The sequence below is a fragment of the Peribacillus sp. FSL P2-0133 genome, from assembly GCF_037975445.1.
Taxonomy (GTDB): Bacteria; Bacillota; Bacilli; order Bacillales; family DSM-1321; genus Peribacillus; species Peribacillus simplex_E.
Genome location: NZ_CP150254.1, coordinates 3,835,358 through 3,852,941, shown reverse-complemented (window position 1 = coordinate 3,852,941; position 17,584 = coordinate 3,835,358). Strand labels below are relative to the sequence as shown.

General features: G+C 42.5%; 12 protein-coding genes and 1 pseudogene. 12 read left to right on the top strand and 1 reads right to left on the bottom strand.

The features are described 5' to 3' along the window. The first annotated feature begins 310 nt into the window (after positions 1-310). The 3 genes and pseudogenes from spo0A (at position 311) to MKY17_RS18450 (ending at position 2,704) form a co-directional block, all read left to right on the top strand. Positions 311-1,102: pseudogene (spo0A, locus tag MKY17_RS18460) on the top strand (sporulation transcription factor Spo0A). Positions 1,103-1,510: 408 nt separating this feature from the next. Further along, the gene (locus MKY17_RS18455; protein WP_098369848.1) at positions 1,511-1,735 is read left to right on the top strand and encodes a hypothetical protein; all 225 of its coding nucleotides are present in this window, start codon (positions 1,511-1,513) and stop codon (positions 1,733-1,735) included. Between the two features lie 234 nt (positions 1,736-1,969). Beyond that, positions 1,970-2,704, top strand: coding sequence for a glycerophosphodiester phosphodiesterase (locus MKY17_RS18450; RefSeq protein WP_098369849.1), 735 nt, complete (start codon positions 1,970-1,972; stop codon positions 2,702-2,704). Positions 2,705-2,747: 43 nt separating this feature from the next. Here MKY17_RS18450 and MKY17_RS18445 read toward each other — a convergent pair whose 3' ends face one another. Next, complete coding sequence (locus MKY17_RS18445; protein WP_098369850.1) at positions 2,748-2,984, bottom strand: DUF2627 domain-containing protein; 237 nt, start codon at positions 2,982-2,984, stop codon at positions 2,748-2,750. A 205-nt stretch (positions 2,985-3,189) separates the two neighbouring features. Between MKY17_RS18445 and MKY17_RS18440 the strand changes: the two genes are divergently transcribed. The 9 genes from MKY17_RS18440 (at position 3,190) to meaB (ending at position 17,481) form a co-directional block, all read left to right on the top strand. Beyond that, a complete protein-coding gene (locus tag MKY17_RS18440) occupies positions 3,190-5,247 on the top strand; it encodes a sigma-54-dependent Fis family transcriptional regulator (RefSeq protein ID WP_098369851.1) in 2,058 nt (685 codons plus the stop codon). Positions 5,248-5,615: 368 nt separating this feature from the next. Next, complete coding sequence (bcd, locus tag MKY17_RS18435) at positions 5,616-6,713, top strand: branched-chain amino acid dehydrogenase (RefSeq protein WP_098369852.1); 1,098 nt, start codon at positions 5,616-5,618, stop codon at positions 6,711-6,713. Positions 6,714-6,845: 132 nt separating this feature from the next. Further along, entirely contained in the window at positions 6,846-8,267 is a 1,422-nt protein-coding gene (lpdA, locus tag MKY17_RS18430; protein WP_098369853.1) for a dihydrolipoyl dehydrogenase, read from the top strand. A 24-nt stretch (positions 8,268-8,291) separates the two neighbouring features. Further along, positions 8,292-9,287 (top strand): thiamine pyrophosphate-dependent dehydrogenase E1 component subunit alpha, encoded by a 996-nt coding sequence (locus MKY17_RS18425; protein WP_098369854.1) that lies wholly within the window; start codon positions 8,292-8,294, stop codon positions 9,285-9,287. A gap of 12 nt (positions 9,288-9,299) precedes the next feature. Continuing rightward, positions 9,300-10,283 (top strand): alpha-ketoacid dehydrogenase subunit beta, encoded by a 984-nt coding sequence (locus MKY17_RS18420; protein ID WP_098369855.1) that lies wholly within the window; start codon positions 9,300-9,302, stop codon positions 10,281-10,283. Between the two features lie 26 nt (positions 10,284-10,309). Further along, positions 10,310-11,596 carry a dihydrolipoamide acetyltransferase family protein gene (locus tag MKY17_RS18415; RefSeq protein ID WP_098369856.1) on the top strand — a complete coding sequence of 429 codons (1,287 nt, stop codon included), beginning with the start codon at positions 10,310-10,312 and terminating at the stop codon, positions 11,594-11,596. 653 nt (positions 11,597-12,249) lie between these two features. Continuing rightward, positions 12,250-14,160, top strand: coding sequence for a methylmalonyl-CoA mutase family protein (locus MKY17_RS18410; protein ID WP_098369857.1), 1,911 nt, complete (start codon positions 12,250-12,252; stop codon positions 14,158-14,160). 1 nt (position 14,161) lies between these two features. Then, positions 14,162-16,354: a methylmalonyl-CoA mutase gene (gene scpA, locus MKY17_RS18405; RefSeq protein ID WP_098369858.1), complete on the top strand. Its 2,193-nt coding sequence runs from the start codon at positions 14,162-14,164 to the stop codon at positions 16,352-16,354. Then, positions 16,354-17,481, top strand: coding sequence for a methylmalonyl Co-A mutase-associated GTPase MeaB (gene meaB, locus MKY17_RS18400; RefSeq protein WP_098369859.1), 1,128 nt, complete (start codon positions 16,354-16,356; stop codon positions 17,479-17,481). Before scpA ends, meaB begins: the two co-directional genes overlap by 1 nt. Positions 17,482-17,584: the final 103 nt, after the last annotated feature.

The following is a 17,584-nucleotide window of genomic DNA, read 5'->3' as shown; positions in this document are numbered from 1 at the left end:
ATGCCCCTTTTTAATGGAAAGTTATGGTTAGCATAGGTTTTGGGTAGGAATTAAATTTGATTTCTTCAAAAAATAGAGGTTTTTTTGTAACGATGTGATAAAATGATAACGATATGAAGATTTTTCGACAATCGCTTTATTCGAATAGCAAACGAAGTCGAAAACAAGAGATATCCGGAGAATAATATTGAATTCCTTATATTTTTTCAAAAATAAAAGGAATTTAGTTTCCATTGTCGAAAAGTTCAATTACAATAGAATTTAGTCATATAGAAAAAAAGACCAATTGTAGTTGAGGAGGAAATCAAGCGTGAAAAAAATTAAGGTGTGCGTTGTAGATGATAATAGAGAACTTGTTGGCCTTCTGGAAGAATACATTTCTGCACAGGAAGACATGGAAGTAATTGGGGTGGCACATAACGGTCAAGATTGCTTGGGGATGCTTGAAAGTGTTGATCCGGATATATTGATCCTCGATATTATCATGCCTCATTTAGATGGGTTAGGTGTACTTGAAAAACTTCGTGAAGTAAAACGGGGTGCTATGCCTAATGTGATTATGCTTACTGCCTTTGGTCAAGAAGATGTAACGAAAAAAGCTGTTGATTTGGGTGCGTCTTACTTTATTCTGAAACCATTCGATATGGAAAATCTGGCCAATCACATACGTCAGGTAAGCAGTAAAGGGCAGGCGGTTTTAAAAAATCATAGTCAATTTAGCTATCGTCCCCAAAATGAATCCAAGCCGAAGAACCTCGATGCCAGCATCACGAGCATCATTCACGAGATTGGAGTGCCAGCACATATTAAGGGCTATTTGTATTTAAGGGAAGCGATATCAATGGTATATAATGATATTGAACTATTGGGTTCTATCACCAAAGTTTTATATCCGGATATCGCAAAAAAATACAATACTACAGCCAGCCGTGTTGAACGTGCTATCCGGCATGCGATTGAAGTGGCCTGAAGCCGTGGAAATATAGAATCCATATCATCTCTTTTCGGATATACCGTAAGCATGACTAAGGCAAAGCCTACAAATTCGGAATTCATTGCCATGGTTGCCGATAAGCTGCGCCTCGAACATAAAGCTTCTTGACAGGGGTAGGGAAAAACCGGTTGTAAGGATTCAGGGTAACAATTGACCATATAAAGGCTAGAGCCGCTAAATATAAATAGGAACTCTCCGTCTGGAGGTAAAGGACAGGAAGAAGTTGCTTCTTGATTTTTTCTAATCGGCAACTTCAAATTTTTTATGCCGGTTAAAAAAATTAAACGCCTTTTATTTATTGGATTTTGAAGGAAATCCCATAAATAAAAGGCGTTTTTGTTTTGTCGAAAAAGCGGTACAAATCATTTTAGACGAAGTAGGTGTTATAAAGCTCCCTTTTCCTTAACTTTTAGATATATATATATATAAAATATAGGTATATATGACCACTATAGAATGAGTGGAATTAATGATTTATGAAAAAATGAGCATTTTGTAATGGAGGCGGATAAAGATATGAATTTTATCACCGTTTGTCAAAAAGGCTTTTCCATTCTTCAGTTGAATCCTATCCTATTGGATTTTTCGCAAATCATGCTTGAGAACGTCAAAGACTTGAAGTATGCACTGACAGAGGCAAGCGGGGAAAGAATTCAATTGGGAAGACGGACGATTACGGAGTTAGACATAGCGGCTGATAAAATGTCCGCAAGTGTAAAACTCAATTGTTCAGAAAACTAACTGAAAGAGAACCATTCAGTAATTATGGGGAATATTTTAGAGAGAAGGAATTTAATGCATGTATTGCAAAATGAGCTGAGCATCAAAGAGCCAACAATTATCGCGAAAGGAACATTCTATCCAGAAAATAATCACCTGCATTTTGATTGAAGGATTGATTTAAATAAAAATAATTTGCTGTTTCTGTTCATAAAATTGGGATATAGCAATTATTGAGAGAGGCGGTGTTTCATCATGACCTTAATCTTTGCGCATCGAGGCTCTGCAGGAACACATCCGGAAAATACGATGTCGGCGTTCAAAGAAGCTGCCCGTGTCGGGGCGGACGGAATTGAAACGGATGTCCAGCTCTCGAAAGATGGAGAAGTGGTCATCATTCATGATGAAAAGCTCGATCGGACCACGAATGCCTCGGGGTATGTAAAAGACCGGACCTTGATGGAGTTGAAAACACTTAATGCTTCTGCAACCCATAAGGGTAAATTGAGTAAAGAAAAGATTCCGACGCTTGAAGAACTATTTATTTGGCTTTACGATAATCAGCTTTTTTGCAATATTGAATTAAAAAATATGCTTTTTCTGTATCCAGGCTTAGAAGAGAAAGTCATCCGGCTCATCCGTACATACGAAATGGAGGAAAGGGTAATCCTTTCTTCATTCAATCATTACAGTTTGGTCAATTGCCATCAATTGGCACCTGAATTGGAAACCGCACCGCTTTATAGGGATTGTCTATACATGCCGTGGATATATGCAAAGGCAATAGGCGGAAGTGCAATCCACCCAAATATCAGGGCTGCCCCTGATGCATTAATTCAAGCATCGGAGAGTATGGGTGTTCCTGTACGGCCATATACCATTAATAAAGAAGCAGAGATGAAGCGGTTATTCAAACTGGGGTGCAGCGGCATCATTACCGATTTTCCCGAGGCAGCCGTACGGATCAGAGAAGGATTGAAATCAAGATAAAGAAAGAAGGTGCCATATGATACATGGCACCTTCTATTTACGTTTAAAATTTAGTGAACCTGCTTTGGACCTTATTTTGTTTTCGATCTCGATGAAGGACGAAGCCGGCGATAAAGGCTATTCCGCCAATCGTAATGAGCAGTCCTATTAAAAATTGCAGCCAAAGGAATGGATAGGGAGGCTGTAAAATACCGAACACCATGTCCCTCATTATTTTTATGCCATAGGCAGCAAAGGCACCAGGTATAAAAAGAATCAAAAAAGCGATTAAACGTTTCATGCGGTCAAATCCCTTCCGAAAATTCCGTCTTTAAAAAATGATAAAGGATATAAATTATTTGTCAAGTTTCGGGAATCTAGATAATGACTGGGAGTTGGCGGCTGTTTTTAAAGGGTACCGATATGGTAAAATGGTTGGGAGTATGAAAAAAATTGCAGGGAATGATCTATTAAAAGGGTTAATTATATCTTAAGGGGGATGGCTCATGCAAAAGGTCATGATAGTAGGGGGAGGAGTGGGAGGGACAACCGTGTTGAAACTCCTATCGGAAAGTGAAGTATTCTCCATTGTTTGTATGGCTGATACGAATGAATCCGCTGAAGGGATGCTTGCTGCAAAGGAACGAAGGATTCCTACAGTGACTGATTGGAGCATGGGATTGGAGCGGGATTTGGACATCATTTTTGATACGACCGGAGACCCATCTGTCTATAAAAAGATAAAAAGGGACATGGGAGAACAAACGATTCTCATTCCTGGAAGTGTCGCCCTCATTATGACTAAGTTATTTGAAGAGAAAAATCGATTAATAAGTAAATTGGAGAATACCTCGGCAAAAATGGACTTGATCCTTAATACGACCAGTGAAGGAATGGTGGTGATTGATCATGAAGGATTCATCATCATGTTCAATGATAGTGCGGAACGTGCATCTGACACAAAGCGCGAAGATGTGATAGGCAGACATATCAAAGATTTCATCCCTTCAACTGGATTGCTGCGAGTGATGCAAATGAACCAAAAAGAAGTGAATCAGGAAATCACCCTTAGCAATGGGATGGAACTCATAACGACAAGGATACCTCTTGTGAATGCCGATAAGGAAATCATAGGGGCTTTTTCCGTGTTTAGGAATAAAACGGAAGCTGTACAATTGGCAGAGCAGATCACTGATTTAAAAGAGATACAGACGATGCTCCAGGCGATCATTCAATCCAGTGATGAAGCCATATCTGTTGTGGATGATCAAGGCAGGGGGCTTTTGATCAATCCGGCATATACAAGAATAACCGGCTTAACAAAGACCCAAGTGATCGGTAAGCCGGCTTCCATCGATATTTACGAAGGTGAAAGTATGCATATGAAAGTGCTTCAAACAAAAAAGCCTGTTCGGGGTGTCAATATGCGTGTCGGACCAAAACATAAGGAAGTGATCGTGAATGTTGCTCCAATTATTGTGGATGGGTGCCTGAAAGGGAGCGTTGGCGTCATTCATGATGTATCGGAAATTCAAGCCTTGACCCACGAATTGAATCGGGCAAGACAGATTATCCGGACGTTGCAAGCTAAATATTCCTTTGATGATATAATTGGGGCTTCCGAAGAGATGAAGCTTCCCATTGAACAGGCGAAATTATCGGCAAGAACACCTGCTACTGTCTTATTAAGAGGGGAATCAGGGACGGGCAAAGAGTTATTTGCACATGCCATACATAATGCGAGCGATAGGAAATTCAATAAATTCGTAAGGGTAAATTGTGCGGCCATCTCGGAATCATTACTTGAAAGTGAACTGTTCGGTTATGATGAAGGAGCCTTTACCGGGGCAAGCAGGGGGGGAAAGGTCGGTTTTTTTGAAGAGGCAAATCAAGGGAGTATCTTTTTGGACGAAATTGGTGAATTGCCAGCCAACATCCAAGCTAAATTACTTCGGGTATTACAAGAAAAGGAAATCATCAGAGTGGGGGGGACTAAGCCAATCCCCATCAATGTCCGGGTGATAGCCGCTACGAATATCAATCTTGAACAGGCCATCGCAAACGGATCATTCAGGGAAGACTTGTATTTCAGGCTGAACCGCATGCCTATTTTCATTGCACCATTAAGAAAGAGAAAAGAAGATTTGAGAGAATTGGCGGAGCATTTGATTAATAAAATCAATCAGGAGTATGGACGGAGCATAGAGGGAATTACAGCAGCAGCTATACATAAAATGCAAATTTACAACTGGCCGGGTAATGTCAGGGAACTGGAAAATATCTTAGGACGGGCAATCATTTTCATGAAATTGAACGAGACGGTCATTGATATACATCATATTCCGGATTTTATCGAAGAGATTCCATTAAAGCAGGAGAAATTATTAATGAAGCCTTCTGGCTACGTATCGGGGAAACCGCTCTCGGAGATAATAGACCAGTATGAAGCCGAAATCATTCAGCAAGCGTTCCATACCCACAAGGGAAATAAAACACTTACGGCAAAAGCGCTGGGGATTTCAGTTAGAAATCTATATTACAAAATGGAAAAACTAAAACTGTGAAAATTTTTGCACGCAAATATTTGCGTACTATGAAAAAAACTGCGTGGAATTTTCTGATTTATTTTAATTTAAGCGAGACTCCACTTCTAACATGAAATTTTTTTGAATTTGTTATAGGCTATAGTTGCCCAACATATTAACCAGCATCTCCTTTATTTGGATAAAAAGGCTCTCATTATGTATTTTATTGGCATGTTATTTGCATATTTAAAAGTGCATGGATCTTTAAAGGGAACCATTCCCCATGGGGAAAATATCATGCAAGTAGCGGATTTTATTTAAAATGAACGTAGTAACAAGTAAGAATGAGGAGTAATACAGTGTCCTCATATCTGACATGTATTAAAACATCTAGGGAGGATTCCTTTATGGAAATTTTTAAATATCTTGAGAAGTATGATTACGAGCAATTGTTATTCTGTCAGGATAAACAATCTGGTTTGAAAGCGATTATTGCCATTCATGATACGACATTAGGGCCTGCGCTTGGAGGCACTAGGATGTGGACGTATGCAACTGAAGAAGATGCCATTGAAGATGCCTTAAGGCTTTCAAGAGGAATGACATATAAGAACGCAGCTGCCGGCTTGAATTTAGGCGGGGGAAAAACCGTCATCATCGGCGATCCCCGTAAGGATAAAAATGAAGAAATGTTTCGTGCATTCGGAAGGTATATCCAAGGACTGAATGGGCGTTATATAACAGCGGAAGATGTAGGTACAACGGTTGAGGATATGGATCTCATTCATGAGGAGACGGATTTTGTCACTGGAATTTCCCCTGCATTCGGTTCTTCGGGAAATCCTTCCCCTGTAACTGCCTATGGGGTATATCGCGGTATGAAAGCTGCTGCAAAAGAAGCATTCGGAACTGATTCCTTAGAAGGCAAGGTGGTTGCAGTCCAAGGCGTCGGGAATGTTTCTTATAACTTATGCCGCCACCTTCATGAGGAAGGCGCCCAGCTGATCGTTACGGATATCAATAAAGAAAGTGTGGCCCGTGCGGTTGAATCCTTTGGGGCGACTGCAGTTAATCCTGATGAAATTTATGGAGTAGACTGTGATATCTATGCACCTTGTGCGTTAGGGGCTGTCATAAATGATCATACAATCAATCAAATCAAGGCGAAGGTCATTGCAGGTGCGGCCAATAATCAATTGAAGGAACCTGTTCATGGCGATCAAATTCATGAAAAAGGTATTATATATGCACCTGATTATGTAATTAATGCAGGTGGAGTCATAAACGTGGCCGATGAGCTTTTAGGATATAATCGGGAAAGAGCCCTTAAGAAAGTGGAAACGGTTTATGATACAATTGAAAGAGTCATCGAGATTGCAAAACGCGATCAAATCCCAACATATAAAGCAGCGGATAGGATGGCAGAGGAGCGAATTGCTCGCATGAGGAATTCAAGGAGCCAATTCTTGCAAAATGAAAAACATATCTTGAATGGAAGAAAATGATTGTAGTTTTACAAGCTATAGATTCCTGTGTTTTTTTAAATAAACACAGGAATTTTCAACATGGATAACGTATTAAACATATGCCAAGTAAAAATGGTGACAAATAGTATGTATTTGTGAGGAGGAGTGGTTTTGGCTGAAGAATTTGACCTCGTTATCCTCGGAGGAGGAACAGGTGGGTATGTGGCGGCAATAAGGGCTGCTCAATTAGGATTGAAAACGGCTGTCGTGGAGAAAGGCAAGCTCGGCGGAACGTGTCTACATAAAGGTTGTATCCCTTCGAAAGCACTTTTAAGGAGTGCGGAAGTTTATCAGACTGCAGTGAAAAGTGAGGAATTCGGTATTGTTACCGGGGATGTAAAGGTAGACTTCCTTAAGGTGCAGGAAAGAAAGAATAAAGTGGTCGATCAACTCTATAAAGGTGTTCAGCACTTGATGAAACAAGGAAAGATAACGGTTTATGAAGGGTTAGGGCGTATACTTGGTCCTTCTATATTTTCACCGATGCCTGGGACAATTTCCGTGGAAATGAATAATGGCAGTGAAAATGAAATGCTCATTCCTCAGAATGTCATCATTGCTACCGGTTCGCGTCCGAAGACACTGCCCGGTTTAGCGATTGATGGGGAATTGGTGCTTACATCGGATGAAGCTCTAAAGCTTGAGAGCCTGCCAAAATCTATGATTATTGTAGGCGGCGGTGTTATCGGCATTGAATGGGCTTCGATGCTCAATGATTTTGGTGTGGAAGTGACAGTACTGGAATATGCAGATAGAATCATCCCGACTGAGGACCATGATATTTCCAGTGAAATGCTTCGTCTCCTAACGAAAAAAGGAGTCAAATTCGTTACGGGTGCGAAGGTATTGCCTGAAACCCTGAAAACGGATGTTTCAGTTTCCATATCTGCAGAAGTCAAAGGTTCGGTAGAGGGATTCACAGCTGAAAAAATGCTGGTTTCCGTAGGCAGATCAGCAAATGTTGAAGGGATCGGCATTGAAAATACGGAAATTATGAAAGAAAAAGGCTTTATTGAAACCAATGCCTTCTTCCAAACGAAGGAATCACATATCTATGCAATCGGTGATTGTATTGGCGGTCTCCAATTGGCTCACGTTGCCTCTCATGAAGGCATTACGGCCGTTGAACATATCGCAGGCCAAAAACCGGAACGGCTGGATTATTCGCTCATTTCAAAATGTGTGTATTCAAGCCCTGAAGCCGCAAGTGTCGGTTTGACGGAAGAACAGGCAAACAAGGAAGGCTATGACCTTAAAATTGGGAAATTCCCATTCCGTGCAGTTGGTAAGGCCCTTGTATTCGGGGAAGCGGATGGCTTTGTCAAAATCATCGCCGATAAGAGAACGGATGATATACTGGGCGTTCATATGATCGGACCACATGTTACGGATATGATTTCAGAAGCCGGACTTGCAAAAGTGCTTGATGCGACACCTTGGGAAATAGGCAAGACAATTCATCCGCACCCAAGTCTTTCTGAAGCAATCGGAGAGGCGGCCCTTGCTGTCGATGGACGTGCCATTCATTCATAAAGAATAAGGTCAGGAGGTTTTATGATGGTAGAAAAACGTCATGAACAATTAGGCTTAAATGAGGAAACGGTTTTAGATATGTACCGGACAATGCTTTTGTCCCGCAGAATTGATGAGCGCATGTGGCTTTTAAACCGATCCGGGAAAATTCCCTTCGTGATTTCCTGCCAGGGGCAAGAAGCTGCACAGGTTGGGGCTGCGTTTGCGCTTGATCGGCAAAAGGATTATGTACTGCCTTATTATCGGGATGTCGGTGTGGTACTGACCTTCGGAATGACCGCAAAAGACTTGATGCTTTCAGGTTTCGCGAAAGAGGAAGATCCCAATTCCGGCGGGCGCCAAATGCCTGGTCATTTTGGTCAAAAGAAAAATAGGATCGTCACAGGTTCATCGCCTGTAACGACACAGGTCCCGCATGCTGTTGGAATTGCCCTTGCAGGGAAGATGGAAGGTAAGGATTTGGTGACATTCGTAACGTTTGGGGAAGGTTCATCCAATCAGGGCGATTTTCATGAAGGGGCCAACTTTGCAGGTGTGCACAAGCTACCGGTCATTTTCATGTGTGAAAATAATAAATATGCGATTTCAGTTCCTATTGAGAAACAGCTATCGTGTGAAAATGTTTCCGACAGGGCGATTGGCTATGGGATGCCTGGAATAACGGTGGATGGCAATGATCCATTGGAAGTGTATGCAGCGGTGAAAGAAGCGGCTGACCGTGCACGAAGGGGAGAAGGCCCTACACTTGTAGAAACCGTTTCATACAGGCTTACACCTCATTCAAGTGATGATGATGACCGAAGCTACCGGACTGCGGACGAAGTGGCCGAAGCCAAAACGAAGGATTCGATAATGACATTTGGAGCGTATTTAAAAGAAGTGGGAATCATGGATGATAACCTTGAGAAACAAATGAATGATGAAGTCATGAAGATAGTAAACGAAGCAACAGATTATGCTGAAAATGCTCCATATCCGAAGGCTGAAAGTGCTATGAATCATGTGTATGCACAAAAGTAAGGGGGTAATAGAATGCCAGTGATTTCTTATATAGATGCCGTGACAATGGCAATGAGGGAAGAGATGGAACGTGATTCCCGTGTGTTCGTATTGGGAGAGGATGTAGGAAAAAAAGGTGGGGTCTTTAAAGCCACTAATGGTTTATACGACCAATTCGGTGAAGCCAGGGTCATCGATACCCCGCTCGCTGAATCTGCAATTGCAGGAGTGGGAATTGGAGCCGCCATGTATGGGCTTCGGCCGATAGCTGAGATGCAATTTGCTGATTTCATCATGCCTGCCATTAACCAAATAGTTTCAGAGGCAGCCAAAATTAGATACCGTTCTAATAATGACTGGAGCTGTCCTATGGTTATCCGTGCTCCGTATGGAGGAGGGATTCATGGAGCCCTTTATCATTCACAATCGGTTGAAGCAATCTTTGCCAATCAGCCGGGCTTGAAAATTGTGATGCCTTCCACTCCGTATGATGTAAAGGGGTTGCTTAAAGCCGCCATTCGCGATGAAGACCCAGTACTTTTCTTTGAACATAAACGCGCTTACCGCTTGATCAAGGGTGAGGTACCGACTGAAGATTATGTACTTCCCATCGGTAAGGCGGAAGTGAAAAGGGAAGGGGAAGACATTACTGTCATCTCCTATGGCCTTTGTGTGCATTTTGCCCTTCAGGCAGCAGAAAAGTTAGCTGCAGATGGAATTTCTGCACATGTTCTTGACTTGCGTACGGTCTACCCTTTGGATAAGGATGCTATCATAGAAGCAGCTTCTAAAACGGGGAAAGTATTACTGGTTACGGAAGATAATAAAGAAGGAAGCATCATGAGTGAGGTCGCAGCCATCATTGCCGAGCATTGCCTTTTTGATTTGGATGCCCCTGTAAAACGATTGGCCGGACCTGATGTACCTGCCATGCCATATGCGCCTACGATGGAAAAACAATTTATGGTGAATCCTGATAAAGTGGAAAAAGCAATGAGGGAATTGGCCGAGTATTAATGACTGTTAAGAAGGAGGAACGAATTATGGCTATGGAATTAATGAAGATGCCTCAACTAGGCGAAAGTGTCACAGAGGGAACCATCAGTAAATGGCTTGTGAAGCCTGGGGATCATGTCACGAAATACGACCCGCTAGCTGAAGTGATGACGGATAAAGTAAATGCTGAGGTTCCTTCTTCCTTCACCGGCATCATCAAGGAATTGAAAGCGGATGAGAATCAAACATTGGCAGTCGGGGAAGTCATTTGCTCGATTGAAGTTGAAGCGGCAAAGACGGATAACGGAAATGCTGGGCAAGTTTCTCATAGTGAGGAAAATGCTGATGCACCTGTTACAAGAGATGTGCAGCAAGCGTCGGCAGAACCATCAAGGAAAGCTCGCTATTCGCCAGCTGTGTTAAAACTTTCCCAGGAGCATGGGATAGATCTTTCAAAAGTTAAAGGAACGGGGAATGAGGGACGGATCACCCGTAAAGATTTACTGAAACTTGTTGAATCAGGGAATCTTCCTAAGGCGGAGGAGCCTTCCGCAATAACCGATTCGGCTCCTGTAGAGATCGCCCCTCAAGTTAATCGTCAAACCAGTCCAGTAACAAACGTGCCGACTGTGGCTGGGGACAAGGAAATACCTGTTACCGGCATCCGTAAGGCAATTGCGTCCAATATGTTGAAAAGTAAGCACGAAATTCCGCATGCTTGGACTATGGTGGAAGTTGATGCAAGCAATATGGTGAAGTTGCGTGATAATCTTAAATCCGAGTTTAAACAAAAAGAAGGCTATAATTTAACGTACTTTGCCTTTTTCGTAAAAGCGGTTGCTCAAGCCCTTACGGAATTTCCAGAGCTCAATTCGATGTGGGCAGGCGAAAAAATCATACAAAAGAAAGAAATCAATATATCAATAGCCGTTGCAACCGAAGATGCCTTATTTGTACCGGTCATTAAAAATGCCGATGAAAAATCAATCAAAGGTATAGCAAGGGAGATACAGGAACTTGCATCCAAAGTAAAGGCGGGTAAGTTAAAAGCAGAGGATATGCAAGGTGGTACGTTCACTGTTAATAACACTGGCTCATTCGGTTCTGTCCAGTCCATGGGAATCATCAATTATCCACAGGCGGCCATTTTACAAGTTGAAACGATTGTAAAACGCCCAGTGGTCATAAATGATATGATTGCAGTACGAGATATGGTGAATCTCTGTTTATCACTTGATCATCGTGTTTTGGACGGTCTGGTATGCGGACGATTCCTTGCAAGGGTTAAAGAAATCATCGAAAAGATTTCCAAAGACAACACTTCCATATACTAAAATGAAGAAAAGGAAGGCCGCAAGGTTATTCCTTCAGACTGTAGGCAAACTCGATGAAAATCGAGTTTGCCTACAGTTTTTTTGATTGGTACAATTTGAACGTTAGTTGGAACTCCAGGCACTCGATTTCCCGGGAGGGTCCGCCTTCGGCGCTCTTGGCGCCTGTGGGGTCCCTCCTTGGACAAGCTATTCCCGCTTGAGTCTCACACACCCGTTCCAATCACCTTTTTTTAAAAAAATTTGATAGAAACCATAACTATGGGATGATGGTGGTTCATGATCATCATTTAGTCCAGCAGTTATTGATTCCCCCTTGCTTTTTGATTTGGTGAAAGATGCGTATGCCGAAGTCGATCGCCAAAGTTTAGACTCTGTCATTTCTCTTTTCCGTAGAAAAACATCGACAAAAATTTTATTTTTGCTATTATTTTATTAAGAGCTGTTCTAATACAGATCAGAGACTGTACTTGATTTAAAAAAAGGCGAAATAGGCTAGTGGTTTCCTTAATAACAGATTTGCTAATTTCTATTGTCTTAAATTTCAAGAAAATTATGGTAGAATGTTAGTATAATCCAGATTAAATTGACGGGAGGGTGGTTTTCTTATCCAAAACTGACTGAGCGTTCGTTCTCCCAAAGAAAGGACAGGGCGTATGAGGCGGCAGAAGATAAGAAAGCGATTACAGATGGAACTGAAAGATGTAAAAAACATAACCTTTCCAAAGCCTTCTTTTGAAGAGTGGAAAGAAGCTGCGGAAGCAAGTTTAAAAGGGAAAAGTGTAGAAAAATTAAAAACGAATACATATGAGGGCATCACTTTATATCCGCTCTATACAGAAAAGGCGGATTCAACGGAAAAAGTAGCTGAATTACCAGGATTTTTCCCTTTCACCCGAGGAACGTCCCCAACGGGATATCACGAAAAACCTTGGCTTGTCGTTCAACCTGTAAGCGGTATCACGGCTGAAGAAGCAAATGAAAAGATGAAGGCTTCATTCAAGCGCGGTCAAAATGTCGTGGCATACCCTGCACGATTGCTTGCCGAGGGCGCAAGGGCAGAAAAATTGTTTAAGGATATCCCATTAAAAGAAATCCCGGTTTTCATTGACCTTAAGGGGAAACAAAAAGGATTATTCCCTCAATTCAAAGCTGTTGCCGAAGCACAAAATACCCAATTGACAGGCGTTATTGCTGAAGATCCCATTGCAGAATGGCTCATTTGCGGTCAGCTGCCAGAAGATACGGATAACTATTTTGCAGACTGGCTGAAGACGATCCAAGACTATCAGAATGTAGGCAGGGATTTAAAAACAGTTTTGATTAATACGGCAGTCTACCATAATGGAGGAGCTAATGCCGTACAAGAAATAGCTTACGGATTATCGGCTGCTGTCCAATATCTATTGGAAGGTCAAAAACAAGGGCTTTCTATTGCTTCGGTTTCCGAAAAAATAGTATTCTCTTTTGCTTTGGATTCAAATTACTTCATGTCCATCGCTAAACTGCGGGCTGCCAGAAGGCTTTGGGCAGGACTTGCAGAAGCTTTCGATACTGCATCGGACCATTTTAAAATGGCGATACATGCCGTTACTTCCGAGTTGACAGAAACGCTTTATGATCAGCATGTCAATATTCTTAGAACCACAAATCAAGCTTTCGCTGCAGCTATTGGAGGCATTCAATATCTTCAAATTCATCCATTCACACACGCAACTGGTGAAACCGATGATTTTTCAGAAAGAATTGCCCGTAACACTCACTTGATTTTAAAAGAAGAAACAAATATCACAACAGTGGCCGATCCTGCTGGCGGTTCATGGTATGTTGAGCAATTAACGGATGAATTGGCTGAAAAGGTTTGGGCGAAATTCCTTGAAATCGATGCAGTTGGAGGGATTCTTGAGCTAATTAAACAAGGCACGCTTCAGAAAGAAATAGCTGAAGTTTACCAAGGCAAAGTCCAAAATGCGGCCTTCAGAAAAGAAAGCATCATCGGAACCAATGTCTATCCGAATCCCGCTGATAAGATTAAAACCCCGACACGGAATATCCATGTGTCATATATGAAAGTGGAGAAGCCGGTTGGCATTACCCCGCTTGACTTGGATCGGGTATCCATTCAGTTCGAACAGATAAGGCTACGCAGTGAAAAGTATAAAGAATTATGTGGAACGGCTCCAACTATTGGTTTGATTAATTTGAAAAATCTCAAATCCTATAAACCTCGTGCAGATTTCGTAAAAAGTCTTGCTGCAGCAGGTGGTATTGAAACAATCGGCAGTAAGGGGTGTCAAACCGTTGAGGAAGCAGTCGATTATGTAGCTGCGACCAAGCTCCCTATCTATTGTGTTTGCGGCAGTGATGCGGACTACTCGGAATTAGCGCCATTAACCATTAAAGAAATTAAAAAGCAATTCCCTGAAATCACTATTTATAGTGCCGGTAAGCAACAAGAAGAATTGGAGATTACACTAAGTGAAGCCGGAGTCAAAGATTTTATCCATGTTAAAACGAATGCAATAGCCATTTTATCGGAATTATTGCAGAAGCTAGGGGTGAACTGAAATGAAAAAACCGAATTTTTCTGCTATAAATCCTGCTAAGTCTGAGATTAAAGGTACAGTGGAAGCATGGAAAAAGGAAGCCGAAAAAGCAGTTGGGAAAAACATTGAGGATCTTCTGTTTGAAACAAATGAACAAATAAAAATCAAACCGCTTTATGTTGAGGAAGATAATCGCGATTTGGAGCATATGGAAAGTGTGCCAGGCATCGCTCCTTTTACAAGAGGGCCGTATCCTTCGATGTATGTCAATCGTCCTTGGACGGTACGTCAGTATGCAGGTTTTTCGACTGCCGAGGAATCCAATGCGTTTTACAGGCGTAATCTGGCGATGGGGCAAAAAGGGCTCTCAGTTGCTTTTGATTTAGCGACACACCGCGGTTATGACTCCGATCATCCGCGCGTTGTCGGTGATGTGGGGAAGGCGGGAGTTGCCATTGATTCCATTCTTGACATGAAAATCCTGTTCGACGGCATTCCGCTTGATCAGATGTCCGTGTCAATGACGATGAACGGTGCTGTATTACCCATCCTTGCATTTTATATCGTGACAGCTGAAGAACAAGGCGTAACACAGGATAAGCTTTCAGGCACGATTCAAAATGACATCTTAAAGGAATACATGGTTCGGAATACGTATATCTACCCACCTGAAATGTCCATGAAAATCATAGCTGATATATTTGAGTATACATCCAAATATATGCCCAAGTTCAATTCCATTTCCATTTCCGGTTATCATCTGCAAGAAGCGGGGGCGCCGGCTGATATCGAACTTGCCTATACGTTGGCGGATGGGCTTGAGTATGCACGTACCGGAATGAAAGCAGGTATTGATATCGATAAATTTGCACCACGCCTGTCATTTTTCTGGGCTGTAGGAATGAACTATTTCATGGAAGTGGCGAAAATGAGGGCGGCTCGTTTCATTTGGTCAAAACTGATGAAACAATTCGAACCGAAAAATAATAAAGCGATGGCATTGAGGACTCATTCCCAAACCTCCGGCTGGAGCCTCTCCGAGCAGGATCCGTTTAACAATGTCGCAAGGACCCTTATTGAAGCGCATGCGGCTGCACTTGGGCATACACAGTCCCTGCATACGAACGCATTGGATGAGGCCATTGCCCTGCCAACTGATTTCTCGGCACGCATTGCACGTAACACACAGCTATATCTGCAGGAGGAAACCGGGATCACAAAAGTAATCGATCCATGGGCGGGTTCATACTATGTAGAATCGCTTACTAATGAATTAATCGAACGGGCTTGGGCTCACATAGAAGAAATCGAAGGTCTGGGAGGAATGGCGAAGGCAATTGAAACTGGACTTCCAAAAATGAGGATCGAGGAAGCCGCTGCAAAGCGTCAGGCTAAAATCGATTCTCAAGATGAAACGATCGTAGGCGTCAATAAGTATCGTTTGAAAAAAGAAGATCCTATTGAAATACTGGAGATTGATAATACAGTAGTTCGCGAAAGTCAGCTTAAGCGTTTAAGCGAATTAAAAGCGAAACGTGATCAGGCAAAGGTGGATGAAGCTCTTCAAGCGCTATCCATGTCTGCCAGAACTGGCGAAGGTAACCTTCTTGAACTGGCTGTGCAAGCTGCAAGAGTACGGGCTTCATTAGGTGAAATCTCCGATGCGATCGAAGAGGTGGCTGGACGTCACAAAGCAACGATCCGTTCTATCAGCGGCGTATATAGCTCGGCATACTCAAAAGAAGCGGAAATTGAGGAAGTCGTCCGCATGACGGAAGAGTTCCTTGAAAATGAAGGAAGAAGACCGCGTTTGTTAATGGCTAAAATGGGTCAGGACGGTCATGATCGTGGAGCTAAAGTAGTAGGAACGGGGTTTGCGGATTTAGGCTATGATGTCGATATCGGTCCATTATTCCAAACACCGAAAGAAACTGCCATCCAAGCCGTGGAAAATGATGTGCATGTTGTCGGAATGAGTTCCCTTGCTGCCGGCCATAAAACTTTGTTGCCGCAGCTTATGACGGAACTGAAGAACTTGGGCCGTGAGGACATTATAGTGATCGTAGGCGGCGTCATCCCTGCACAGGATTATGATTACCTAATGGAAAATGGGGCTACAGCCATTTTTGGACCTGGTACGGTCATTCCACAGGCAGCGAAGAAAGTGCTTCAGGAAATATACAATCGCCTCGGATATGAGGAAGTGGCCCAATAATGAGTGAAGACAAGAAGCCGGAATGGGTCGATCTTAACAATCAGGAAGGTTTTGCTTCTTCATTAAAGCCAGGTGTGGAATTAGCATCCAGCCAAAACAAACCTTCAAAAAGCAAATTCGTCAAAAAACATAATGTAAACATACCGGTCCATGAACTTAAAGAGGGAATCATAAAAGGGGACAGGGCCAAGCTAGCTAAAGGGATTACATTGGTTGAAAGCAATGCATCCCACCACTTAGATCATGCACAGGAATTATTGCAGGCCATCCTACCTCATACAGGGAGCTCGATTCGCATCGGGATTTCCGGAGTGCCCGGTGCCGGAAAAAGTACCTTTATCGAGACGTTCGGAACCTACTTATGTGACAGGGGCCATAAGGTTGCCGTTCTAGCCGTCGATCCAAGCTCTTCAATCAATGGCGGAAGTATACTAGGTGATAAGACAAGGATGGAGGAATTGGCAAGAAACCCCCATGCCTTCATAAGACCCTCACCATCCGAAGGAACTCTAGGCGGAGTTCACCGCAAAACGAGGGAAACGATGTTGCTTTGTGAAGCGGCAGGATTTGATGTGATACTGATAGAAACTGTCGGTGTCGGTCAGAGTGAAGCCATAGTTCGAAGTATGGTCGACTTCTTCATGCTCCTTGTCCTAACAGGTGCCGGAGATGAATTACAAGGGATGAAAAAAGGGATTCTGGAACTTGTGGACGGAATTGTGGTCAATAAAGCCGACGGAGAGAACATTCCGCTGGCGATTAGGACGAAGTCCGAATATAGCAGAATCTTGCACTTCCTTCAGCCAGCAACAAAGGGATGGGCAGGGAAGGCATATGCTTGTTCCGCCATAACCGGTAAAGGAATTCCTGAGCTTTGGGATGTATTGAATGAATTTTCCGACATGACCAAGGAATCGGGTGTTTTTCAAGAACGGAGAAGAATGCAATCTAAGGAATGGCTTTATTCATTGATTGATCACCAGCTTAAAACGATGTTTTATAAAAATGAAACCGTCAAAGGTCTTCTCCCTATACTCGAGAATCAAGTGATGTCAGGGAATAAAACGGTCACTGCTGCTGTTAAGCAGGCCTTTGAATCTTTTACAGAAACATTTAAATCAAATTAAAAAAGAAATAGGATGGGGCAGCGTGGAATGTCTCCTAGCATGCCCCATCCTTTTGTAAGTCCTGTTGGTTTCACACATGATTCTCGCTTCTATTTAAAGATGT

Bases quoted from the DNA above. Each gene is read 5' to 3' on its own strand.
- meaB (WP_098369859.1), top strand. From the start codon at position 16,354: ATGAGTGAAGACAAGAAGCCGGAATGGGTCGATCTTAACAATCAGGAA.
- MKY17_RS18455 (WP_098369848.1), top strand. From the start codon at position 1,511: ATGAATTTTATCACCGTTTGTCAAAAAGGCTTTTCCATTCTTCAGTTG.
- MKY17_RS18410 (WP_098369857.1), top strand. From the start codon at position 12,250: ATGAGGCGGCAGAAGATAAGAAAGCGATTACAGATGGAACTGAAAGAT.
- MKY17_RS18425 (WP_098369854.1), top strand. From the start codon at position 8,292: ATGGTAGAAAAACGTCATGAACAATTAGGCTTAAATGAGGAAACGGTT.
- MKY17_RS18415 (WP_098369856.1), top strand. From the start codon at position 10,310: ATGGCTATGGAATTAATGAAGATGCCTCAACTAGGCGAAAGTGTCACA.
- MKY17_RS18450 (WP_098369849.1), top strand. From the start codon at position 1,970: ATGACCTTAATCTTTGCGCATCGAGGCTCTGCAGGAACACATCCGGAA.
- MKY17_RS18420 (WP_098369855.1), top strand. From the start codon at position 9,300: ATGCCAGTGATTTCTTATATAGATGCCGTGACAATGGCAATGAGGGAA.
- scpA (WP_098369858.1), top strand. From the start codon at position 14,162: ATGAAAAAACCGAATTTTTCTGCTATAAATCCTGCTAAGTCTGAGATT.
- MKY17_RS18440 (WP_098369851.1), top strand. From the start codon at position 3,190: ATGCAAAAGGTCATGATAGTAGGGGGAGGAGTGGGAGGGACAACCGTG.
- bcd (WP_098369852.1), top strand. From the start codon at position 5,616: ATGGAAATTTTTAAATATCTTGAGAAGTATGATTACGAGCAATTGTTA.
- MKY17_RS18445 (WP_098369850.1), bottom strand. From the start codon at position 2,984: ATGAAACGTTTAATCGCTTTTTTGATTCTTTTTATACCTGGTGCCTTT.